Source organism: Microbacterium sp. Root180 (genome assembly GCF_001428485.1).
Classification (GTDB): Bacteria; Actinomycetota; Actinomycetes; order Actinomycetales; family Microbacteriaceae; genus Microbacterium.
In genome coordinates, this window is the sequence record NZ_LMHS01000001.1 from 594,391 (window position 1) to 615,795 (window position 21,405).

At 70.3% G+C, this 21,405-nt stretch carries 21 protein-coding genes and 1 tRNA gene; 10 read left to right on the plus strand and 12 right to left on the minus strand.

Annotated elements, in window-relative coordinates:
* Positions 1 to 8: 8 nt before the first annotated feature.
* Together ASD93_RS02830 and ASD93_RS02835 are read right to left on the minus strand one after the other, a co-directional pair.
* Positions 9 to 1,316, minus strand: a complete 1,308-nt coding sequence (locus ASD93_RS02830; RefSeq protein WP_056118336.1) for a DUF4032 domain-containing protein — start codon at positions 1,314 to 1,316, stop codon at positions 9 to 11.
* A 73-nt stretch (positions 1,317 to 1,389) separates the two neighbouring features.
* The gene (locus ASD93_RS02835; RefSeq protein ID WP_056118338.1) at positions 1,390 to 2,493 is read right to left on the minus strand and encodes an ABC transporter ATP-binding protein; all 1,104 of its coding nucleotides are present in this window, start codon (positions 2,491 to 2,493) and stop codon (positions 1,390 to 1,392) included.
* Positions 2,494 to 2,730: 237 nt separating this feature from the next.
* Between ASD93_RS02835 and ASD93_RS02840 the strand changes: the two genes are divergently transcribed.
* The 3 genes from ASD93_RS02840 to ASD93_RS02850 all read left to right on the plus strand — a co-directional run bounded on the left by ASD93_RS02840 (position 2,731) and on the right by ASD93_RS02850 (position 4,792).
* Entirely contained in the window at positions 2,731 to 3,690 is a 960-nt protein-coding gene (locus tag ASD93_RS02840) for a DsbA family protein (protein ID WP_056118340.1), read from the plus strand.
* 70 nt (positions 3,691 to 3,760) lie between these two features.
* Positions 3,761 to 3,833: transfer RNA gene (locus ASD93_RS02845), tRNA-Thr, on the plus strand.
* Between the two features lie 2 nt (positions 3,834 to 3,835).
* Positions 3,836 to 4,792, plus strand: coding sequence for a DMT family transporter (locus tag ASD93_RS02850; protein ID WP_056118342.1), 957 nt, complete (start codon positions 3,836 to 3,838; stop codon positions 4,790 to 4,792).
* Between the two features lie 45 nt (positions 4,793 to 4,837).
* On the opposite strand, the gene ASD93_RS02855 is transcribed toward ASD93_RS02850, so the two are convergent.
* Positions 4,838 to 5,404, minus strand: a complete 567-nt coding sequence (locus tag ASD93_RS02855; protein WP_056118344.1) for a nitroreductase family protein — start codon at positions 5,402 to 5,404, stop codon at positions 4,838 to 4,840.
* On the minus strand, positions 5,401 to 5,808 hold the full coding sequence (gene msrB / locus ASD93_RS02860; RefSeq protein WP_056118346.1) for a peptide-methionine (R)-S-oxide reductase MsrB: 408 nt from the start codon (positions 5,806 to 5,808) through the stop codon (positions 5,401 to 5,403). The genes ASD93_RS02855 and msrB overlap by 4 nt, the downstream gene beginning before the upstream one ends.
* Positions 5,809 to 5,879: 71 nt before the next feature.
* Here msrB and ASD93_RS02865 point away from each other — a divergent pair, with 71 nt between their 5' ends.
* From ASD93_RS02865 to groL, 5 genes are all read left to right on the plus strand, one after another.
* The gene (locus tag ASD93_RS02865; RefSeq protein ID WP_056118348.1) at positions 5,880 to 6,872 is read left to right on the plus strand and encodes a DUF2332 domain-containing protein; all 993 of its coding nucleotides are present in this window, start codon (positions 5,880 to 5,882) and stop codon (positions 6,870 to 6,872) included.
* Positions 6,873 to 6,881: 9 nt separating this feature from the next.
* Positions 6,882 to 7,136, plus strand: coding sequence for a DUF3263 domain-containing protein (locus tag ASD93_RS02870; protein ID WP_056118349.1), 255 nt, complete (start codon positions 6,882 to 6,884; stop codon positions 7,134 to 7,136).
* A gap of 47 nt (positions 7,137 to 7,183) precedes the next feature.
* A complete protein-coding gene (locus ASD93_RS02875) occupies positions 7,184 to 7,753 on the plus strand; it encodes a LytR C-terminal domain-containing protein (RefSeq protein WP_056118352.1) in 570 nt (189 codons plus the stop codon).
* Positions 7,754 to 7,887: 134 nt separating this feature from the next.
* Entirely contained in the window at positions 7,888 to 8,085 is a 198-nt protein-coding gene (locus ASD93_RS02880) for a cold-shock protein (protein ID WP_056118354.1), read from the plus strand.
* A gap of 173 nt (positions 8,086 to 8,258) precedes the next feature.
* Positions 8,259 to 9,878 carry a chaperonin GroEL gene (gene groL / locus ASD93_RS02885; RefSeq protein WP_056118355.1) on the plus strand — a complete coding sequence of 540 codons (1,620 nt, stop codon included), beginning with the start codon at positions 8,259 to 8,261 and terminating at the stop codon, positions 9,876 to 9,878.
* Between the two features lie 145 nt (positions 9,879 to 10,023).
* On the opposite strand, the gene ASD93_RS02890 is transcribed toward groL, so the two are convergent.
* The 6 genes from ASD93_RS02890 to ASD93_RS02915 all read right to left on the minus strand — a co-directional run bounded on the left by ASD93_RS02890 (position 10,024) and on the right by ASD93_RS02915 (position 16,671).
* Positions 10,024 to 10,311: a WXG100 family type VII secretion target gene (locus tag ASD93_RS02890; RefSeq protein ID WP_056118357.1), complete on the minus strand. Its 288-nt coding sequence runs from the start codon at positions 10,309 to 10,311 to the stop codon at positions 10,024 to 10,026.
* Between the two features lie 136 nt (positions 10,312 to 10,447).
* The gene (locus ASD93_RS02895) at positions 10,448 to 12,079 is read right to left on the minus strand and encodes a sensor histidine kinase (protein WP_056118358.1); all 1,632 of its coding nucleotides are present in this window, start codon (positions 12,077 to 12,079) and stop codon (positions 10,448 to 10,450) included.
* Positions 12,080 to 12,226: 147 nt separating this feature from the next.
* Positions 12,227 to 12,919, minus strand: a complete 693-nt coding sequence (locus ASD93_RS02900; protein ID WP_056118360.1) for a response regulator transcription factor — start codon at positions 12,917 to 12,919, stop codon at positions 12,227 to 12,229.
* Between the two features lie 67 nt (positions 12,920 to 12,986).
* On the minus strand, positions 12,987 to 14,645 hold the full coding sequence (locus ASD93_RS02905) for a DNA repair helicase XPB (protein ID WP_056118362.1): 1,659 nt from the start codon (positions 14,643 to 14,645) through the stop codon (positions 12,987 to 12,989).
* 43 nt (positions 14,646 to 14,688) lie between these two features.
* Positions 14,689 to 16,404: a helicase-associated domain-containing protein gene (locus ASD93_RS02910; RefSeq protein ID WP_056118364.1), complete on the minus strand. Its 1,716-nt coding sequence runs from the start codon at positions 16,402 to 16,404 to the stop codon at positions 14,689 to 14,691.
* Positions 16,405 to 16,671, minus strand: a complete 267-nt coding sequence (locus ASD93_RS02915) for a hypothetical protein (protein WP_056118366.1) — start codon at positions 16,669 to 16,671, stop codon at positions 16,405 to 16,407.
* A gap of 136 nt (positions 16,672 to 16,807) precedes the next feature.
* Between ASD93_RS02915 and ASD93_RS02920 the strand changes: the two genes are divergently transcribed.
* Both ASD93_RS02920 and ASD93_RS02925 read left to right on the plus strand, forming a co-directional pair.
* Positions 16,808 to 17,191, plus strand: coding sequence for a cold-shock protein (locus tag ASD93_RS02920; protein WP_056118369.1), 384 nt, complete (start codon positions 16,808 to 16,810; stop codon positions 17,189 to 17,191).
* The gene (locus ASD93_RS02925; RefSeq protein WP_056118371.1) at positions 17,175 to 17,939 is read left to right on the plus strand and encodes a DUF3027 domain-containing protein; all 765 of its coding nucleotides are present in this window, start codon (positions 17,175 to 17,177) and stop codon (positions 17,937 to 17,939) included. Before ASD93_RS02920 ends, ASD93_RS02925 begins: the two co-directional genes overlap by 17 nt.
* Positions 17,940 to 18,043: 104 nt before the next feature.
* Here ASD93_RS02925 and ASD93_RS02930 read toward each other — a convergent pair whose 3' ends face one another.
* Together ASD93_RS02930 and ASD93_RS02935 are read right to left on the minus strand one after the other, a co-directional pair.
* On the minus strand, positions 18,044 to 20,344 hold the full coding sequence (locus ASD93_RS02930) for a glycoside hydrolase family 3 N-terminal domain-containing protein (RefSeq protein ID WP_056118373.1): 2,301 nt from the start codon (positions 20,342 to 20,344) through the stop codon (positions 18,044 to 18,046).
* Positions 20,341 to 21,405 carry an ABC transporter permease gene (locus ASD93_RS02935; protein ID WP_056118375.1) on the minus strand — a complete coding sequence of 355 codons (1,065 nt, stop codon included), beginning with the start codon at positions 21,403 to 21,405 and terminating at the stop codon, positions 20,341 to 20,343. The genes ASD93_RS02930 and ASD93_RS02935 overlap by 4 nt, the downstream gene beginning before the upstream one ends.

The window sequence follows — 21,405 nt, forward strand, 5'->3', positions numbered from 1 at the left end:
CTGGGGTCTCAGACCAGGTCGCGCCAGTCGATGTCGTCTTCGTCGTCGTCCACGACGGGCGTACTCGCCGTGATCACCGCCAGCGACACCGTTTCGGTCGGAGGTCCCATCAGGGTCGCCTCGTCGCGGCGGTGGCGCAGCACGTCGTCGATGTAGCTGGTGAGCACCTCCGCCAGCGGCACGGAGCGACCGCGCGCCTGTGACATGTACCAGCGGTGCTCGAGAACCTGGTGGAAGACCTCGGCCGGCTCGAGCTTGGCGCGAAGATCCCACGGGATGGACTTCACGACCGGCTCGAAGACGCGCGTGAGCCACTCGTGGGCCACCATCTCCTCGTCGTCGCCGAGCCGCGAGACCCGCGCGCGGAACTCGTCGAGGTCGTTCAGCAGCCGCCGCGCCTGGTTCTCCTCGACGTCGAGTCCCGTGAGGCGGATGAGTCGGCGGGTGTGGTGGCCCGCGTCGACGACCTTGGGCTGGATCGAGACGCGCGTGCCGTCCTCGGTGGTCTTGATCGACATCTCGCCGATGTCGAAGCCCAGATCGTTCAGCCGCTGCACGCGCTCGGTGATGCGCCACACCTCGTCGGCGCCGAAGCTCTCGCGGTCGGTGAGCGCGGCCCACAGCGCGTGGTAGGACGACACGATGCCGTCGGCGATCGCGATCGCATCGACCCCGCCCTCGAGGCGGCCGCCGGCTTCGAGGTCCATGATCTCGCCCGCGATGTTCGTCCGGGCGACGTCGAGGTCGTGCGCACGCTGTCCCGGCGTGAGGCCGCTCTCGTGGAGCTCGCCGGTCTCGGCGTCGACGAGATACGCCGCGAAGGCGCCCGCGTCGCGGCGGAAGAGCGTGTTCGACAGCGACACATCGCCCCAGAAGAACCCCACGTTGTGCAGGTTCACGAGGAGGGCGGCGAGAGCATCGACGAGGCGCGTGGCGGTGTCGGGGCGCAGCACCTGCGTGAACAGCGCACGGTAGGGGAGCGAGAACTTCAGGTGCGCGGTGACCAGCGCCGCGGGGAGAGGGTCGCCCGCGGCATCCGTGCGTCCGGCGATCACCGCGACGCGCTGCACGCACGGCACATCGAGCCGGCTGAGATTGCCGAGCATGTCGTACTCGCGACGAGCCATCTGCTCGGTCGTCTCCTTGATGGCGACGACGCGCCCGGAGAGGCTCGCGAAGCGCACCAGGTGGCGCGAGATCCCCTTGGGCAGATAGACGATGTTGCTCGACGGCCAGTCTGCGAGCGTGGTCGACCACGGCAGCGTCAGCAGGCCGGGATCGACGCTGCTCGCCGTGATGCTCAACGCGTCCGGCAACGGTCACCCCCTGGGAATGCGCAACGGCGCGGGGGGATATTCTCCCACCCGCGCCGTTGCGACGGAAACGTGCTTACGCCGAGGCGATGGCCTTGTCGGTCAGGCGGTCGCCCGACTCGACGTCGAACACGTGGACGTGTCCGGGAACCGGAGCCAGGGTCACGGTGTCGCCCGCGTTCGGGTGACGGCGACCGTCGACGCGCGCCACGATGTCGGTGCGCTTGCCGTTGACGTCGGCGTGGCCGTAGAGGTAGCCGTCGGCGCCGAGCTCCTCGACGAGGTCGACGATGACCGAGAGGCCCTTGCCGTCCTCGGGAGCGACGACGATGTCCTCGGGGCGGACGCCGATGGTGACGTCGGACCCGTGGGCCTTGCCCAGGGTGTCGGCCTCGATGGCGACGACCGTGTCGCCGAACTGCACGCCGCCTTCGGCGAGGTGCGCCGGGAAGAGGTTCATCGCGGGCGAGCCGATGAAGCCGGCCACGAAGACGTTCTTGGGCGTCTCGTAGAGGTCGCGCGGCGTGCCGACCTGCTGGAGCAGGCCGTCCTTGAGCACGGCGATGCGGTCACCCATGGTGAGGGCCTCGGTCTGGTCGTGCGTGACGTAGACCGTGGTGACACCGAGGCGGCGCTGGAGCGACGCGATCTGGGTGCGGGTCTGGACGCGGAGCTTGGCGTCGAGGTTCGACAGCGGCTCGTCCATGAGGAACACCTGCGGCTGACGCACGATGGCGCGGCCCATGGCGACGCGCTGACGCTGGCCGCCCGAGAGCGCCTTCGGCTTGCGCGTCAGGTAGTCCTCGAGGTCGAGGAGCTTGGCGGCCTCGAGGACGCGCGCGGCGCGCTCCTCCTTGCCGATGCCCGCGATCTTGAGCGCGAAGCCCATGTTCTCGGCAACGGTCATGTGCGGGTACAGCGCGTAGTTCTGGAACACCATCGCGATGTCGCGGTCCTTCGGCGGGACGTCGGTGACGTCGCGATCGCCGATCAGGATGCGGCCGGAGTTGACCTCTTCGAGGCCGGCCAGCATGCGCAGCGACGTGGACTTTCCGCAGCCCGAGGGGCCGACGAGGACGAGGAATTCGCCGTCGGCGACATCCAGGTCGAGCTTGTCCACAGCGGGGCGAGTGCCCCCGGGGTACAGACGGGTTGCGTTGTCAAAGGTGACGGACGCCATGTTCTCTTCTCCTTCACCGGCAGGTACGTGCCGGACGATCCGTAGTGATGGAATGAGCGGGGGCTTGACCCGCACGCCCGTCATCGGGCGCACGACCAGTATGGCACGGCTCGCATGGAGCCCTCGTCTGGGCATTTCCCAGGGTGGCTGGCTAGCATCGTGTGCGGCCGATTCCCCCGGATAGGCCCCGCCGATCCAGATCCCGATCCCGGCCCCGCATCCGTCCCGAGAGGTTCCATGTCGAGCGACGAGTCATCGAACGCCGCTGCCGCCAGCGAGCGGCGTGACGCCGTGCGCGAGAAGGCGCTGCAGGTGCAGGCGCAGCAGTCGCGAGCGCGTCTGATCCGCGGCTCCGTCGTCACCACTGCGGTCATCGCGGTGGTGGCCGTCGTCGCGGTGGTCGTGACCTGGGCCGTCTCCTCGGCGGCGTCGAAGCCGATGCTCAGCCCGCAGAACGTGAGTGACGACGGGTTCGTCGTGACCGGGGTCATGGGTCTCGGGATCGCCGGAGACGACCCGGGCGGCACCGGCACGGTCGAAGGCGAGACGCCGACCGCGACTCCGACGGCCACCCCGACGCCGGAGGCGACTCCCACGGAGCAGCCCGTGGTCGACATCCGCGTCTACGTCGACTACCTCTCGACCGGCTCACGTGAATTCCAGCTCGCCAACGCGCAGCAGCTCACGAAGTGGGTGACCGAGGACGCGGTGACCCTCAGCTACTACCCCGTCGCGATGCTCACGTCGAAGTCGAACGGCACGAAGTACTCGCTGCGCGCTGCGAGCGCCGCGGCCTGCGTGGCCACCCACTCGCCCGATTACTTCTTCGCGTACAACAACACGCTCCTCACGCAGCAGCCCGAGATCGACTCGGACGGCTACACCGACGCCGAGCTCGCCGACATGGCGATCGCGTCGGGCGCTGTCGGTGCGAAGGTCGTGCGCGCGTGCATCGAGGACCAGGACTTCGCCTCGTGGGCCAAGACGGCCACGGAGCGCGCCCTCGACGGGCTTCCCGGCACCGACGACATCGCCCTCACGGGCACGCCGATGGTGCTCGTCAACGGCGAGCCCTACGTCGGCGCGATGAACGACCCCAAGGAGTTCGCGCAGTTCGTGCTCACCGTCGCGAGCGATGCGTACTACGAGGAGACTCCGAGCCCGACACCCACTCCGACGACGACTCCGACGCCGTAGTCGCGCCGCTCCCCGCGGCCGCTCCGAGCGAGCGGGCACACGCCATCGCCACCGGTAGACTGGCCGCATTGCCGGCTTGGCGCAATTGGTAGCGCACCTAACTTGTAATTAGGGGGTTGCGGGTTCAAGTCCCGCAGTCGGCTCGATGGACTCCTCGTCTGCGCCGCGGCGCATGCCCGCGTGGCTGGCGCTCGCCCTTGCGGTCGCGATCGGGGTGATGACCGCCGTCCAGGCCCGCATCAACGGCCAGCTCGGCCTCCGGCTGGACGACGGGTTCGTCGCCGCGGTCGTGTCGTTCGGCTCGGGCCTGGTGATCCTCGTCGTCCTCTCCGCGGCGCTGCCGTCCGGCCGCGCCGGCGTTGCGCGCCTGGTCGCCGGTGTGCGCACCGGAGGGATCCCGTTGTGGATGCTGGGAGGCGGCGCCGCCGGGGCGCTCACCGTCGCCACGCAGGGCCTCGCCGTCGGCCTCATCGGGGTGTCGCTGTTCACCGTCGGCGTCGTGGCCGGGCAGACCGTCAACGGGCTCTTCCTGGACCGGATCGGGTTCGGTCCGGCCGGCGTCGTCGCCGTCACCGTTCCGCGACTCGTCGGCGGCGCCCTGGCGCTCGGCGCGGTCGGTCTCGCGCTGGTCGGCGACGGCCTGTCGGGCGTGCCGCTGTGGATGCTCGTGCTTCCCTTCCTCGCGGGAATCGCGATCGCGTGGCAGCAGGCCACGAACGGCCGGCTGCGGCAGCGCGTCGGCACGCCGCTCACCGCGACCCTCGTCAATTTCACCGGCGGCACGGTGCTGCTCGTCGTCGCGGCGCTCGTACACGTCGCGAGCGTGGGTCCTCCTCAGCCGCTCCCCGCCGAGCCATGGCTCTACCTGGGCGGTCCCGTCGGCGTCGTGTACATCTTCCTGTCGGCAGCGGTCGTCCAGTACACCGGAGTGCTGCTGCTCGGACTCGGCGCCGTGGTCGGCCAGCTGCTCACCTCGGTCGTGCTCGACGCGCTGTGGCCCGCTCCAGCCAGTCCGGGGTTCGCGCAGGAGCTCGCGATGGTGGTGCTCGCCCTGGCGTCGGTCGTCGTCGCAGCCGTGCCGTGGCGCTCGCTGCGCCGCTGAACCGGCCCGAGCGAGACGGCCGGAGCCGAGCAGCGGCGCGGCCTCTCAGCCCTTCTTGTCGGGCTTCGGCATCCGGGACACGTGCTTACGTGCCTCGACGCCCTTGCGGCGGCCGAGACGCGAGCGCGGGGGCTTGCCGCCGACGTAGAGCCAGCCGAGCAGCTCTTCCTTCTTTCCGAGGCCGTGCGCCTTGGCGACCGCCTTCGAGCGCGTATAGCCGCCGGTGCGCCAGATGACGCCCCAGCCCGCTTCGTCGAGCAGCAGGCTGAGCACGTGGGCGACGCCTGAGGCGACGGCCTCCTGCTCCCAGCGGGGAACCTTGTCGCTCTTCCGGTAGCTGGCGACGACGGCGATCAGCAGCGGGGCGCGCAGCGGCTTCGACGAAGCGCCTTCTGCTCCCTCGGCCTTGCTGATCGCGCGGCCCAGCGCCTCGCGGTCGCTGCCGCGCAGCTCGATGAGGCGCCACGGCCGCAGCGAGGAGTGGTCGGCGACACGGCCGGCGGCGGAGACGAGCGTGAGCAGCTCCGCGTGCGTCGGCGCCTCGTCGGTGACCTTCGACCACGAGCGCCGCGCGCGCACGGCCTCCAGCGCCGGGTGCGCGGGGAGGCTCATGCCGTCTCGTCGGGGGAGAAGCTGAGGGAGATCGAGTTCATGCAGTACCGGTCGCCGGTGGGCGTGCCGAACCCGTCGGGGAACACATGGCCCAGGTGCGAGCCGCAGTTCGCGCAGCGCACCTCGGTGCGCAGCATCCCGTGGCTGTTGTCCTCGATGAGCTCGACGGCTTCGGGGCGGATCGACTCGTAGAAGCTCGGCCACCCGCAGTGCGAGTCGAACTTCGTCCCGCTCTGGAACAGCTCCGTGCCGCACGCCGCGCACGTGTAGAGGCCCGCCCTGCCCTCGTCGAGCAGCTCACCGGTCCACGCGCGCTCGGTGCCCGCCTCCCGCAGCACCGCGTACTGCTGCGGGCTGAGCTCCGCCCGCCACTGGTCGTCGCTCTTGTCAACGGCGTAGGTCATGGCATCCATTCAACCCCAGTCCCGGGCTCGGCGGTCCGCGCAGGCTGGACGTCGGCCGCGAGAATGGGGGAGTGGAACCGGATGCTCCTGCCGCCGTCGCCCTGCGCTACGCCCGATTCGCGCGCGACGAGGCACCCGGGCGGAGCGCGCTCTACGCCGAATGGGCCGCGGGCGTCGCCGCCGATCCGGTGTCGGCTGCGACGATCGCCCGGATTCCCGCGACGCACCGTCAGCCGCCCCTCGTCTTCGCGGTCACGCGGATGCTGGGAGCGCCGGAAGCACCGTTCCGGCAGTGGGCAGCATGGCTGTCGTCGCACGCGGACGATGTCGTGGCCGCGGCATCCGCGCGCAGTCTCCAGACGAACGAGCCGCTGCGCTGTGCCGCCCTGCTGCCGGCGCTCGCCGCGGTCGAGGGGCCGATCGCGCTGCTCGAGCTCGGCGCGAGCGCCGGACTCTGTCTCTTCCCGGACCGGTATTCGTACCGCTTCTCGAACGGGATCGCCCTCGACCCGGCGGACGGGACATCGCCGGTGGTGCTCGAATGCGCGGTCGCGGGAGATCCGCCCCTCCGGCTGCCCGACGTCGTCTGGCGGGCGGGCATCGACCTGGCACCCCTCGACGCCGCCGACCGCGCGGATCGGCGGTTCCTCACCTCGCTGGTGTGGCCGGGCGAGACCGGCCGCGCCGCTCGCATCGAGGCGGCCCTCGACATCGCGGCCGCGGATCCGCCGCTGCTGATCGCCGGCGATGCGACCGATCCCGCAGTGCTCGCGCGCGCGGCGGGACGCGCGCCACGGGGGGCGACGCTCGTCATCACGACGCCGGGCGTGCTTCCGCACATCCCGCGGGCGGGGCGGGAGCGCCTGTTCGCGGCGCTGCGCGGCCTCGACGCGGTGTGGATCTCGATCGACCCGCCGGGACTCCACGACCAGTGGAATCCGCCCGTCGATCCGGCGACGTGGGGGGGCTTCGTGCTCGGCCGGGACGGCGTGCCCCTCGCCGCCGTCGACCCGCTCGGCGCGTTCGTGGAGTGGCGCGAGGACGATCGGCGGCCGCGCGGCTAGCGTGAGGACGTGCCCCTCTCCGAGCGCGATCTCGCGATCCTCGCCTTCGAGGCCGAATGGCGCCGTCACGCCGGCGCGAAGGAAGAGGCGATCCGTGCCGACCTCGGCATGTCGCCGGCGCGCTACTACCAGCTGCTCGGACGGCTGATCGATACCGCCGAGGCGCAGGCGCACGATCCGATGCTCGTGAAGCGGCTGCGCCGCCTGCACGACGAACGTGCTCGCGCCCGCAGCGACAGCGCCGCCGGCGGGAGATCGCTCTGAGCCGGGCCCCGGCGGGTTCCCCGGCGGGCTGCCGGTAGGATCATCGGGTGTCGAGATCGTCCTTCCCCCGGGATCGCTTCGACGACCTCCCGGATGCGGATCGCGTCGGTGCCCACCGAGCCGAGAATCCTCGCATGCGCGGGTGGGTCGTGCTGCTGTGGGCTGCGCTGGCGACGATCGTCCTGATCGCGGTCGGCATCTTCGGCACGCTGCTGGCATCCGGGCGCATCGAGATCTTCCCGACGCCCGAGCCCACCGCCGCGCCGACGGTCGAGGTGACGCCCGTCATCGACACGAGCTACCAGGTCGTCATCCTCAATGCGACGCCGGAGCAGGGTCTCGCGACGCAGATGAAGGACGTCGTCGTCGCCGCCGGCTGGCCCGACGGATCGGTGCTGCCCAGCGACGCGAGCGCCGATGACTTCCCGGAGACGACCGTGTACTACGTCGGGGCCGAGGACGAGGCTGCCGCGGCTGGTCTTGCCGGTGTCATCGGCGGCGCGCGAGTGGAGCAGAGCGAGGTCTACCAGCCCGCCAGCCCCGACACGAAGCAGCTGACCGTGGTGATCGGGCTCGATCGCACGGCCGCCGGACAGACTCCGACGCCCACCCCGTGACGGGTTACCGGCGCGAGTGTTTCACGCCGGTAAATAGTTGTGTCCCTGCATGTCAACAACTCGCCTTCGGGACCTCGGCGGGTCCTGAGCCGTGCATACGATGAACCCAGTCGTACCAGCATCAGGAGATTCGCATGACTCAGGGCACCGTCAAGTGGTTCAACGCCGAGAAGGGCTTCGGCTTCATCACGGCTGAGGGGCAGGACGTCTTCGTCCATTACTCGAACATCGACATGTCGGGCTTCCGCGTGCTCGAAGAGGGCCAGACAGTCGAGTTCACCGTCGGCACCGGGCAGAAGGGCCCGCAGGCGGAGGCGGTGCGCGTGGTCTGATCGCCCCACGCTCCAGCTCGCACGGAAACGGGATGCCGCGGCATCCCGTTTCCACGTGTTTCGGGACCGTTCGCGGCGGCTTGCACTCCCTAGGGGTGAGTGCCAGAATGGATTAGCACTCCGGTTCGTTGAGTGCTAATCCAAAAGCCCCGTCCTGGGAGGACGAAACACACATGGCAAAGATCATCGCTTTCGATGAGGAGGCCCGTCGCGGCCTCGAGCGCGGCCTCAACATCCTGGCCGACGCCGTCAAGGTGACGCTTGGCCCCCGCGGTCGCAACGTCGTGCTCGAGAAGAAGTGGGGCGCTCCCACGATCACGAACGACGGCGTCTCGATCGCCAAGGAGATCGAGCTCGACGACCCGTACGAGAAGATCGGCGCGGAGCTCGTCAAGGAGGTCGCGAAGAAGACCGACGACGTCGCCGGTGACGGCACCACCACCTCGGTCGTGCTCGCCCAGGCGCTCGTGCGCGAGGGCCTGCGCAACGTCGCGGCCGGCGCCGACCCGATCTCGCTCAAGAAGGGCATCGAGAAGGCCGTCGCGGCCATCACGACCCAGCTGCTCGCCGACGCCAAGGAGGTCGAGACCAAGGAGGAGATCGCCGCCACCGCGTCCATCTCCGCCGGCGACCCCGAGATCGGCGCGCTCATCGCCGAGGCCATCGACAAGGTCGGCAAGGAAGGCGTCGTCACCGTCGAGGAGTCGCAGACCTTCGGCACCGAGCTCGAGCTCACCGAGGGCATGCGCTTCGACAAGGGCTACATCAACCCGTACTTCGTCACGGACCCGGAGCGCCAGGAGGCCGTCTTCGAGGACCCGTACATCCTCATCGCGAACCAGAAGATCTCGAACATCAAGGACCTTCTGCCGATCGTCGACAAGGTGATCCAGGACGGCAAGGAGCTCCTGATCATCGCCGAGGACGTCGAGGGCGAGGCGCTCGCGACTCTCGTGCTCAACAAGATCCGCGGCATCTTCAAGTCCGTGGCCGTCAAGGCTCCGGGCTTCGGCGACCGTCGCAAGGCGCAGCTGCAGGACATCGCGATCCTCACCGGCGGCCAGGTCATCACCGAGGAGGTCGGTCTCAAGCTCGAGAACGCCACCCTCGACCTGCTCGGCCGTGCGCGCAAGGTCATCATCACGAAGGACGAGACCACGATCATCGAAGGTGCCGGCGACGCCGGTCAGCTCGAGGGTCGCGTCACGCAGATCCGTCGCGAGATCGAGAACACCGACAGCGACTACGACCGCGAGAAGCTCCAGGAGCGCCTCGCCAAGCTCGCCGGCGGCGTCGCCGTCATCAAGGCGGGCGCGGCGACCGAGGTCGAGCTGAAGGAGCGCAAGCACCGCATCGAGGACGCCGTCCGCAACGCGAAGGCAGCCGTCGAGGAGGGCATCGTCCCCGGTGGTGGCGTCGCGCTCATCCAGGCCGGCAAGGTGGCCTTCGAGAACCTCGAGCTCTCGGGCGACGAGGCGACCGGCGCGAACATCGTGCGCGTCGCGATCGAGGCTCCGCTGAAGCAGATCGCCCTCAACGCGGGCCTCGAGCCCGGAGTGGTCGCGAACAAGGTCGCCGAGCTCCCCTCGGGCCAGGGCCTCAACGCCGCCACGGGCGAGTACGTCGACATGCTGGCCGCCGGCATCAACGACCCGGTGAAGGTGACCCGCTCGGCGCTGCAGAACGCAGCCTCGATCGCCGGTCTGTTCCTCACCACCGAGGCCGTCGTCGCCGACAAGCCCGAGAAGGTCTCGGCTCCGGCCGGCGACCCCACGGGCGGCATGGACTTTTGAGTCGGGGCGGGTCAATGCGGCGCAGCCGCGTTGATGCGCAATCGACTCAAGGTTGAGCGAGGACCGCGAAGCGGCCCGATTCGAAACCCGGAGTCAACGAACGAAGGGCCCCTCCTCCGGGAGGGGCCCTTCGTCGTTCCCGATCTCAGCGGAACAGGCTGGTCGTCGCCAGCTCGGCTTCGGCGTACTGGCGCCCCGCAGCCGCGAGCGCGACGCTGATGCCCGAGAGCGTCTCTTCGACCTGCCGCTGGGTCGAGCGCCACTGATCGGTCACGGTGTGGAACGCGACCGATGCCGAGCCTGTCCAGGTGCTCTGCAGCTGCATCAGCTGCGCCATCATCGCGTTGGACTCGGCCTGCAGACGCTCGATGGTCCCGCGCACGCCCGCAGTGGCGGCGAGCACGGCATCGCTGTCGACGGAGTAGACGGCCATGGTGATCCTTCCTCGGGGCGGATCGGATGCCGCGCCCCGGTGTCGTCGTCACGCTATGACGAACAGGGGCGCCCGGCGCGACGGCTGACAGCCGAGGTGCAGGAGCGATCGACGCACGCCGCTGGGGAGGAGCCGGTCAGTCCTGGTCGAGTCGGAGGCGCTCGAGCGGCTGGGTCTGGATCTGCAGATGCTCGGCCGCATCCCGTTCCGCGGCCAGGGGGAAGGCCACACGGAACGTCGCTCCGCCGCCGGGGGTGTCGGTGACCCCGACGGTGCCGTGCAAGGCGTCGACGATCGAGGCGACGATCGACAGGCCGAGCCCGGACCCGCCGGTCTCTCGTGTGCGCGACGTGTCCGCCCGCCAGAAGCGCTGGAAGATCTTGTCCTTGATCTGGTCGGGGACGCCCTCGCCGTGGTCGACGACCTCGACCCAGCCGAGGAGCGCGGTCATATCGACGCCCACCCTCAGCTCGATGGGGGAGTCGTCGGACGTGAAGCGCCGCGCGTTGCCGATGAGGTTCGTCACGACCTGGCGGATGCGGTTCTCATCGCCGAGCACGACCGGCACCGTCGCCCCCGCGGCTGCCGGCTCGTCGGGCACGGGTGCGATCGGCGGCAGCGCCCGCATCCCGGTCGCACTCGTCGCGGGCACGGGCTTGGGGCGTCGGCGCAGCAGCGACAGCGTCGCCCCGGCGCGCGTGAGAGCGGTGGTGGGCGGGCGCCGCTGCTCATCCGGCTCGTCCTGTGTCGCAGGGAGAACAGGTGGCGGAAGCTCGTCGACAGTTGTGTCGATCACCGTCACCGGACGCATCGGGGCCGCCGCGCGCAGGTCGAGCGCGGCATCCCTCGCCACCGGACGCAGGTCCACCGGAGCGATGACGACATCGCGACGCTCGTCGAGGCGGGCGAGGGCCAGGAGGTCCTCGACCAGCACGCCCATGCGGATCGCCTCCTTCTCGATGCGATCCATGGACTGCGAGACGTCCTCGTCGCCCCGGATCGCCCCCATGCGATAGAGCTCGGCATAGCCGCGCACGGTCACCAGCGGCGTGCGCAGCTCGTGACTGGCGTCGCCGACGAAGCGCCGCATCTGGCGCACCGTGGAGTCGCGCTGCGAGATGGCGGCATCCACTCTGTCGAGCATCGCGTTGATCGCGGTCTTGAGGCGTCCGACCTCGGTCGTGGTCGGCTCGATGTCGGTCATGCGCAGGCTGAAGTCGCCGCCCGCGATCGCCTCGGCCGTGGATTCCACCTGGCCGAGACTGCGGAAGGTCAGCGTCACGAGCCAGCGCGTCGCGACGGCGCCGGCGACGAGGATGAGCAGGGCCAGGATGCCGTAGATGCCGACGTAGTTGGCGACGATCTGCGTGATGGGAGCCACCGGCACCGCGACCATCTGCGCATAGAAGATGTTCTGGAACTCCTGCACGGTGACCGTCGCCCGGTACTCCGAGTCGCCGTCCTGCGACGGCAGCGTCACGATCTGCCCTTCGGCGGTGAGCGCCGAGTCCAGGGGGTAGGACTCGGGGAACACTGGCTCGGAGCCGTCCTCCGCGCCGTCACCGCCGACGGTCGCGAGGTGCGCTCCCTCGACCGGCTCGTACACCGCGACGAAGTAGTCGGTGGGCACGGCGTCCTCTGCGGGCTCGACTCGCAGCCGGCCGTCCTGCACGCTGAAGTCGAGAAGCTGTCCCGCCACGTCGCTGCCTGCCAGCGCGGTCACCTGCTCGTCCAGGTTGAGCACCAGTGCATTGCGCAGGAACGCCATCGTGCCGATCCCGGCGACGAACAGGCCGATCGCCAGGAGCGCGACGGTGACCCCGGTGACCTTCGCGCGCAGGCTCGTGCCGCGCCACCACCGGGTGATCGCGTCCGTCTTCTGCGCCAGAGGAGCTCCTCGAGTCGTCCCGCGGGGTTACGCGGGCTTGCCCGCCTTCAGCATGTAGCCGAAGCCGCGCTTGGTCTGAATGAGGGGCTCGGACGAATGCGGGTCGATCTTGCGACGCAGGTACGAGATGTAGCTCTCCACGATGCCGGCGTCGCCGTTGAAGTCGTACTCCCACACGTGGTCGAGGATCTGCGCCTTGGAGAGCACGCGGTTGGGGTTGAGCATCAGGTAGCGCAGCAGCTTGAACTCGGTGGGGCTGAGATCGATGGACGCCTCGCCGACCTGGACGTCGTGGGTGTCCTGGTCCATCGAGAGCTCGCCGGCGCGGATGACCGACTCCTCGTCCGCCTGCATGGTGCGGCGAAGGATCGCCTGGATGCGGGCGACGATCTCGTCGAGGCTGAACGGCTTGGTGACGTAGTCGTCGCCGCCGGCGTTGAGGCCGGTGATCTTGTCCTCGGTCTCGTCCTTCGCCGTCAGGAAGAGGATCGGCGCGGTGTAACCGGCGCCGCGAAGGCGTTTGGTGACGCTGAACCCGTTCATGTCGGGGAGCATCACGTCGAGGATGATCAGGTCGGGCTCCTCCTCGAGGACGGCCGAGATCGTCTGGGCGCCGTTGGATACGGCCCTCACCTGGAACCCCGCGAAGCGGAGGCTCGTGATGAGCAGGTCGCGGATGTTCGGCTCGTCGTCCACGACGAGGATGCGCGGTGCGGTCATGCCCTCATTATGGCCAGGGTTGCGACGCCATGGCGGGATATCGCCCGGAAAGGCGCGCTCGCGTCGATCAGGCGGCGATCCCGTCGGCATCGAGGATCGTGTACGCGTAGCCCTGCTCGGCGAGGAAGCGCTGCCGGTTCTGCGCGAAGTCCTGGTCGACGGTGTCGCGCGCGATGAGGGTGTAGAAGCTCGCCGTTCGGCCGGACTCCTTCGGCCGCAGCAGGCGTCCGAGCCGCTGAGCCTCCTCCTGGCGCGATCCGAACGATCCCGACACCTGAATGGCGACGGATGCCTCGGGCAGGTCGATCGAGAAGTTCGCCACCTTCGACACGACCAGGAGCGAGATCTCGCCGACGCGGAACGCCTGGTAGAGCTCTTCGCGCTCGTCCACGGGGGTCGCCCCGGTGATCTTCGGCGCACCGAGCGCCTCGGCGAGCACGTCGATCTGGTCGAGGTACTGGCCGATGACGAGGATCCGCTCGCCGGCATGGCGCTCGACCAGCCGGCGCACGACGCCGATCTTGGCGGGGGCGGTGGCGGCGAGTCGATATCGCTCGTCGTCGGCCGCGGCCGCATACTCGAGCCGATCGCCGGCCGGAAGGTCGACGCGCACCTCGTAGCAGACGGCGGGGGAGATGAAGCCCTGGGCCTCGATCTCCTTCCACGGCGCATCGAATCGCTTGGGGCCGATGAGGCTGAAGACGTCGCCCTCGCGACCGTCCTCGCGCACGAGCGTGGCAGTCAGTCCCAGACGGCGGCGCGCCTGCAGATCGGCGGTGAGCTTGAACACGGGCGCCGGGAGCAGGTGCACCTCGTCGTAGACGATGAGGCCCCAGTCCAGAGCATCCAGCAGCGCGAGGTGCGCGTACTGGCCTTTCCGCTTGGCGGTGAGGATCTGATAGGTCGCGATCGTGACCGGCTTGACCTCTTTGACCTGGCCGGAGTACTCGCCGATCTCCTCGGCGGTGAGCGAGGTGCGCTTGAGCAGCTCGTCGCGCCACTGCCGGGCGCTGACCGTGTTCGTCACGAGGATGAGCGTCGTCGTCCGGGTCGCCGCCATGGCGCCGGCGCCGACGAGGGTCTTGCCGGCGCCGCAGGGGAGCACCACGACGCCCGAACCGCCGTCGCTGAAGATGTCGACCGCCTGGCGCTGGTAGGGGCGCAGGTGCCATCCGTCTTCCGCGAGATCGATCGGATGCGGCGTCCCCGGCGTGTAGCCGGCGAGGTCCTCGGCGGGCCACCCGATCTTGAGCAGTTCCTGCTTGATGTGCCCGCGCGCCCACGCATCGACGATGAACGCGTCGGGAGCGGGACGCCCGATGAGCAGGGGCTGGATGCGCTTGTTCTTCGAGACCTCCGCCAGGACCGCGGCATCCGTCGACCGCAGCACCAGCTCGCCACCGGAGCCGTCCTCGGCGACTGGCGCGCGCTCGATCACCAGGCGGCCGTAGCGCCCCACGGTCTCGGCGATGTCGATCGACACCGACGGCGGTACGGGGAACCGCGACCAGCGATCGAGCGTCGCCAGCATGTCGGCGGCGTCGTGTCCGGCCGCGCGGGCGTTCCAGAGCCCGAGCCGTGTGATGCGGTAGGTGTGGATGTGCTCGGGGGCGCGCTCCAGCTCGGCGAAGATCGCGAGCTCGTGGCGCGCACTCTCCGCATCCGGGTGGGCGACTTCGAGCAGCACGGTGCGATCGCTCTGAACGATGAGGGGGCCGTCAGCCATAACGTGCCAGTCTACGTGAGCTTCGGCGGGTCGCGGCGGCGCGTCAGGCAGGCCGGGCGCTGATGATGCTCGACACCGGGAGGGTGCGCTCGATGTCGGCGGCGCGGTCGCGTCCGCGCAGGCGGCCGCCGCCGAGGCCGGATGCCTCGAGGGTGAACGCGCGCTCGGAGCCGTCCGGCATCCGCACCACCACGACGATCTCGCTGCGCGCGCGCACCGCCTGCTCGAGCTCGCGACCGAGCCAGCCCTCCTCGCCCTCGGTGCCGTGGCCGCCGCGCAGCGTCCCCATCAGGCGCGCGTACGTCTGCGACGGCGTCGGCGGGGCCGGTGGGACAGCGGTGCCGGTCCGCCGGCGCACGAGTTCGGGGGCACCGTCGTCGTCGAGCGCGACGACGGGGTACCGCGCGTCGGCGAGGCTCCAGTAGACGGCGTCGCGCGGTGCGCGGGAGACCAGGCCCCCGGCATCGGGGAGAAGGCCCAGGGGACGCAGCGCCTGGTCGACGGCGATGGTGTCCCGCAGTGACGCGTCGGCGGCCTCGATGCGCGTCCGGCCGGTGGCGGCGTCCAGACCGACCCGCACCAGGCCGTGGCGCGCGGCGGTGCTCTCGATGAGGTAGGCCAGGGGCTGCGGGATGCCGGTGAGCGACAGCGTCGAGAGGAAGGCGCTGATCGAGTCCGCCGTCTCGCCCTCGGTCATGCCGGCGCCCAGCGACTGCGCGGTGAACCGGTATGTGGATGCCTGCGCCCGGGACTCGCGCACGGCGACGCCGCGGAGGCGGAGGTCGAGCGCGGGTGCCAGCGGGCCGGGCGCGATCGCGGTGAGGTCGGCCTGCAGGTAGACGCGATCGATCTCGGCAGGAAGGTGCGCGGCCAGTCCGGACGGGTCGGCAGGCGCGCCCTCCCGCAGGGTCGTCGTCCATGCGAACTCGGCAGGATCATCGGCGAGCAGGCCCCACTGGCGGCCGATGCGGCGGTAGCGTGCCACGCGGTCGGGCCAATCCGGGTCGAGAGGATAGGCCGTCGTCCAGGTCGCGGGGTCGCTGACGCCGCCCGCCGGGGTGCGCAGACCCACGGGGAGCGACGAGCGGAAGCCTTCGGCGATACCCGCCCAGCGCTCGGCCGTCGGCGAGGCCAGCCACCGCTCTCCGGCATCCGTCACCAGCCAGTGGCGCTCGACAGGCACCGCCAGACCCGCCGCGCTCGCGGCCGCGAGCAGGTCCTCGAGGTCGTCGTCGTCGCGGATCGCGCCCGCTTCGGTGAGGCGCTTCCGGTCGGCGGCGGTCACCGATCCCGCGCCCGTTCGTGCCAGCGGAACGTGGAGTCCGGCCAGCAGCACGTCGGCCAGCGAACCGGCGGTCGTGAATGCGCGCTCCGCCGCCGCGGCCGCCGCGCGGTCGTCGGCGGGTACGCGCGAGGGCGCGAGGGCGATGGTGCCGAACGCGTCCGGGTGCGCGGCCGTCAGTGCCGCCAGCCGCTCGGCCGTAGGGGCGTAGGGGCGCCCGTCGTCGGCTGCCAGCGCGAGACGCGTGAGAACGGGGTTCGGCGCCGGCTCGCCGGCCGATAGGGCGGCGAGGGCAGCGCGGGGGAGTCGCGCGAGCGCGCGGTCGACGGATGCCGGATCGAGCAGCGCTTCGGCCGCGTCGAAGAAGTCGTTCCAGGTCGCCGTCGCCGACACGCCGCGAGCAGCGAGCGTCGCCGCGAGGTCGCCGTCGTCGCGACCGGCGAGCCAGGTCGCGAGTGCGCGCTCGTCGGAGACCACTCAGCCCCCTCGGTTGGCCCGAGACCTCCGCACGAAGCTCATGATGAGCACCGCGAGCATCATCGCGAAGGCGACGATCGGCGCGATGTACACGAGCACTCCCACAAGTGGCCACACACCCGACGCCATATCGGCACCCGAGGCGGAGGCGATCATGATCGCGAAGAAGCTGAGGATCGACAGCACGAGGAGCCCCAGCGACATGAAGGCCAGGAGGCGGTCGATCCGGCGGACGGGAACGTCCTCGCCCGGGGTGTTCGTGCTCATCCGACTCAGCCTAGTGCCAGGCGGGTGCGCGCGGCAGTCGCGGACCTCCGTTGCCGTAGGCTTGAGGGGAGGGGATCCTCCGATCCCTGTTCAGCCATGCCCGCCGCTCGGCGGCGCCGTACACAGCGAGGTCCCGATGCCCACCGGCAAGGTCAGGTTCTACGACGAGGAGAAGGGGTTCGGCTTCGTCACCACCGACGACGGCCAGGACGTCTTCCTGCACGCCACAGCCCTGCCCGCGGGCGCTCCCGCCCCCAAGCCCGGCACGCGGCTCGAGTTCGGTGTTGCCGACGGCAAGCGCGGGCTGCAGGCGCTCTCGGTCCGCGTGCTCGAGGCGCCGGTGAGTCTGGCCAAGCGCTCGCGCAAGCCCGCGGACGACATGGCGATCATCATCGAAGACCTCGTGAAGCTGCTCGACGGTATCGGCGGCGACCTGCGTCACGGCCGCTACCCGGCCGGTGCCCACGCCAAGAAGGTCGCCGCGGTGCTGCGCAAGGTGGCGGATGAACTCGACGCCTGAGTCGGTCGACGCTCCCGTCGAGCCCGCGCCCGACGAGATCGTCGTCGAGGAGACGGATGCCGCGACCCCGGCGCCCGTCGTGGACCCCGATCCCACGCTGCTCGAGTCGCACGACCTCGCGCTCGCCGCGCTGCGCGAGATCACTCCCGCGGCGACGATCGGCGACGCGGCGGGATACCGCCTCGAGCGAGACGGCGTCGTGTCGCTGAGCTTCGAGAACCGGCTCGCCGGATACCCCGGCTGGTTCTGGACCGTCAGCCTGGCGCGCGTCGAGGGCGATCAGCCGACCGTGCTCGAAGTCGAGCTGCTGCCGGGTGACGACGCGCTGCTCGCACCCGACTGGGTGCCGTGGGCCGTGCGCCTCGCGGACTACCAGGCGGCGCAGGTCGCACTCGCCGAAGCTCCTCACGCCTCGGACGACGAGGGCGAGTCCGACGAGGACGACGAGGATCTGGACGACGTCGACGACCTCGATGCCGCGGACTTCGACGGCGACGGGTCCTCGATCCTGCACGCCGGCGACGTCGACGGCGTGGATATCGACGAGCTCGACGACTCCGACGAAGACGACGAGGACGACGAAGACGACGCCGACGAGGTCGACGAGGATGACTCCGAGGACGACGACGAGGACGAGGACGAGGACGAGGACGCCGATTCCGAGGACGACTCCGAAGAGGACGACGCCGACGAGGACGACGACGACTCCGAGGACGATTCCGACGAGGACGACGACGCGGAGGAGTGACTCGCCGCGCCGCCGCCCTCGATCAAGGTCTCGATACGCGGGCTTCGCGCGCTACTCGACCTTGACCCGGAGCGCGTCAACGATTCGCATCGACCCGCTCCGCCTCAAGGGGTGAGCGCGGCTCCGGCCACCAGCTCCACCGTGCGCTCGGGCTCTCGGGTCGAGACCGAGAAGCGCGCGCTCAGGAGGACCTCGTCGCGTGAGGACGGGCCCACCAGCAGCTCGAACTCGCCGGACTCCACGACACGATGGCCGTCGGCATCCACGATCGTGCATTCGCTGACCGGGATCGCGAGCTCGACCGTCGCCTCGGCGCCCTGCTCGACGTCGACGACGGTGAACCCCTTGAGTTCCTTGTCGGCCCAGCTGACCGACGTGACGGTGTCGCGCACGTAGACCTGGACCACTTCGCGCGCAGGACGGGATCCCGTGTTGCGCACAGTGACCGTCGCGCGGACCGTGTCGGTCTCCTCCAGACCGGTCGCCTGGATCCGCAGATCCGCGTACTCGACGGTCGTGTAGGACAGTCCTTCTCCGAACACGTGCGCGGGGCTCTGCGTGAGATCCGCATAGCGCGTGCCGTGCTGGCCGCGCACCTGGTTGTAGTACGTCGGCTGCTGGCCGACGTGACGTGCGAACGAGATCGGCAGCCGGCCGGAGGGCTCGATGAGCCCGAGCAGCAGTTCGGCGATCGCCCGGCCCCCCTCCATCCCGGGGTTCGCGGCCCAGACGAGGGCTGCGGAATCCGTCACCGAGGCGGGCAGCACCAGCGGCTTCGACGCGAGGAGGACCACGATGAGGGGCTTGCCGGTCGCCGCGAGGGCCTCGAGGAGAGCCTGCTGACCGCCGAGCAGCTCGAGGGTGGCCGTCGAACGGCCCTCTCCCACGAGTTCGACGCGGTCGCCGACCACGGCGACGACGTAATCTGCGGCTTCGGCCGCCGAGACGGCCTCGGCGATGAGGGCGGCGTCGGGCGCGGCGGGAACGACGACCTGCGGCCGGGGCTGGCCGTCCGGGAAGAAAGCGCCGTCGGGGTCGGCCTCGAGGGTGAGGATGTCGGCACCGCGGGCGTGGGTGACCTCCCACGTCGACGGGGCGTGTGCGCGCAGTCCGTCGAGCACGGTGGTGATGAGCGCGCGCGGCTGTCCGTCGGGCAGCCAGTCGACCTGGCCCGACGAGCCGGCCCAGTCGCCGAGCTGCGTCTGTGCGTCGTCGGCGAGCGGTCCGACCACCGCGATGCGGCGAGGAGTCCCGCCCCCGTCGAGCGGGAGGGTGCCGTCGTTGCGCAGCAGCACGAGCGAGCGGCGCGCGGTCTCGAGGTTGAGGGAGACGTGCGCGGCGCTGCCGATCACCGTCTCGATGCGGTCCGCGTCGGGAAGGCGCGGGTTCTCGAACAGGCCGAACTCGAACTTCAGGCGCAGGATGCGCGACACGGCGCGATCGAGGTCGCTCTCGGCCATCAGGCCCCGCTCGATCGCCTCGAGCGCGCCGGGGAAGAAGCCCGGCGTGGTCATCACCATGTCGTTGCCCGCCTTGACCGCGGCGGCGGCTGCGTGGGCGTAGTCCGGCTGCACCCTCTGCTCCCACACCATGCGGCCGACGTTGTCCCAGTCGGTGATGAGCGTGCCGGTGTAGCCCCACTCGCCGCGGAGCACATCGCCCAGCAGCCAGTCGTTGACCGTGATCGGCACGCCGTCGGTGGTCTGGTAGCCGAGCATGAACGTGCGGCATCCCTCGCGCGCCACCCGCTCGAACGGCGGCAGGAACCACGACCGGAGCTTGCGGCGCGAGATGTCGGCCTCGCTCGCATCGCGGCCGCCCTGCGTCTCGGAGTATCCGGCGAAGTGCTTCGCCGTCGCGAGGATCGCGTCGGGGTCGTCGAGTCCGCCTCCCTGATACCCGCGCACCATCGCCGAGGCGAGCTCGCCGATGAGGTGCGGGTCCTCGCCGAACGTCTCGTCGATGCGGCCCCAGCGCAGGTCGCGTGCGATGCAGAGCACGGGCGAGAAGGTCCAGTGGATGCCGGTGGCCGAGACCTCGGCGGCGGTCGCCCGGGCGACCTGCTCGACGAGCGCGGGATCCCACGTCGCGGCCATGCCCAGCTGGGTCGGGAAGACGGTGCCCCCCTCCCAGAACGCGTGACCGTGGATGCAGTCCTCGCCGACGAGCAGCGGGATCTGCAGGCGGGTCCGCAGCGTCAGGTCCCGTGCGCGCAGGACGCGCGCGGGCGAGGCGTGCAGGATCGATCCGGCGTGCATCCGCAGGATCTGGTCGTCGAGGTCCTCGCGGGCGTCGAGCTGCAGCATCTGCCCGACCTTCTCCTCGCGGGTCATGCGGGCCAGCAGATCGGCGATCCGCGCCTCGACCGGGAGCTCGGGGTCGAGGTAGGGCGCGTCGTGGGTCACAGATTCTCCTGTCGGGAGGTCGCGGGCTCGCTGCGGACGGCCGTGACGGTGTCGTTGACGTTCATGCCCTTCTTCTTGAGGGCACGGGCGCGCTCACCGGCCGACCGCAGACGCGGGTTGACGTACTCGTCGATACCGAAGTTGATGAGCGAGAGCGCGACGCCGATCGCAGCGATGCACAGGCCCGGAGGCACGAACCACCACCATTGCCCCTGGCGGAAGGCGCCCTGCGCGCTCGCCCAGTTGAGGATCGTGCCCCAGTTGTAGGTCGTGACGGGGATGATGCCGATGTACGAGAGGGTCGTGAGGCCGATGATCGCGGCTGTCACCGTGCCCACGAAGCTCGCGGCGATGAGCGCCATGAGATTCGGGAGCATCTCGACGGTGATGATGCGGTGCAGCGGTTCGCCGTTGGCACGAGCGGCCTGCACGAAGTCACGGCTGCGCAGCGACATCGTCTGCGCGCGCAGCACCCGCGCACCCCAGGCCCAGCCGATGAGGCCGAGGACTCCCGCGATGAGGATGAGCGGCGGGTCGTCGAACATCGAGGCCACGATGATGATCAGCGGGATGCCGGGGATCACGAGGAACACGTTGGTGAGCGCCGACAGGCCCTCGCTGCGCCACCCGCGCAGGTATCCCGACATGACGCCGACCACGACCGCGATCACCGTCGCGATGATCGCGGCCAGGAAGCCGACCACGATGACGCCGCGCGTGCCGTGGATGACCTGGCTCAGCACGTCCTCGCCGATGTGGGTCGTGCCCAGCCAGTGCGCGGCCGAGGGAGGCTGGAATCGCGCGGTGTTGTCGACCTTCGTCGGCGAGTAGGGGGCCAGCACGTCGGCGAGGATCGCGACGAGCACGAAGAACGCGAGGATCGACAGTCCGGCGATCGACTTGCCGTTGCGGAACATCGCGAAGGCCGAGCCCAGCTTCGACAGGAAGGTCGGCTTCTTGGGTGGCCCGCTCGTGCCGGCAGGCCCGGGAGTGCGGAGGGTCGCGGTCGCGGGTGCGTTCGCGGAACGCTGTGCCGTGGTGTCGTTGACGATGGTGTCCAT

Coding starts and splice junctions, on each gene's coding strand:
- ASD93_RS02835 (WP_056118338.1), bottom strand. CDS start 2,493: ATGGCGTCCGTCACCTTTGACAACGCAACCCGTCTGTACCCCGGGGGC.
- ASD93_RS02840 (WP_056118340.1), top strand. CDS start 2,731: ATGTCGAGCGACGAGTCATCGAACGCCGCTGCCGCCAGCGAGCGGCGT.
- ASD93_RS02850 (WP_056118342.1), top strand. CDS start 3,836: ATGGACTCCTCGTCTGCGCCGCGGCGCATGCCCGCGTGGCTGGCGCTC.
- ASD93_RS02855 (WP_056118344.1), bottom strand. CDS start 5,404: ATGAGCCTCCCCGCGCACCCGGCGCTGGAGGCCGTGCGCGCGCGGCGC.
- msrB (WP_056118346.1), bottom strand. CDS start 5,808: ATGACCTACGCCGTTGACAAGAGCGACGACCAGTGGCGGGCGGAGCTC.
- ASD93_RS02880 (WP_056118354.1), top strand. CDS start 7,888: ATGACTCAGGGCACCGTCAAGTGGTTCAACGCCGAGAAGGGCTTCGGC.
- groL (WP_056118355.1), top strand. CDS start 8,259: ATGGCAAAGATCATCGCTTTCGATGAGGAGGCCCGTCGCGGCCTCGAG.
- ASD93_RS02890 (WP_056118357.1), bottom strand. CDS start 10,311: ATGGCCGTCTACTCCGTCGACAGCGATGCCGTGCTCGCCGCCACTGCG.
- ASD93_RS02895 (WP_056118358.1), bottom strand. CDS start 12,079: ATGGCGTTCCTGCGCAATGCACTGGTGCTCAACCTGGACGAGCAGGTG.
- ASD93_RS02900 (WP_056118360.1), bottom strand. CDS start 12,919: ATGACCGCACCGCGCATCCTCGTCGTGGACGACGAGCCGAACATCCGC.
- ASD93_RS02905 (WP_056118362.1), bottom strand. CDS start 14,645: ATGGCTGACGGCCCCCTCATCGTTCAGAGCGATCGCACCGTGCTGCTC.
- ASD93_RS02915 (WP_056118366.1), bottom strand. CDS start 16,671: ATGAGCACGAACACCCCGGGCGAGGACGTTCCCGTCCGCCGGATCGAC.
- ASD93_RS02920 (WP_056118369.1), top strand. CDS start 16,808: ATGCCCACCGGCAAGGTCAGGTTCTACGACGAGGAGAAGGGGTTCGGC.
- ASD93_RS02925 (WP_056118371.1), top strand. CDS start 17,175: ATGAACTCGACGCCTGAGTCGGTCGACGCTCCCGTCGAGCCCGCGCCC.
- ASD93_RS02935 (WP_056118375.1), bottom strand. CDS start 21,405: ATGGACACCATCGTCAACGACACCACGGCACAGCGTTCCGCGAACGCA.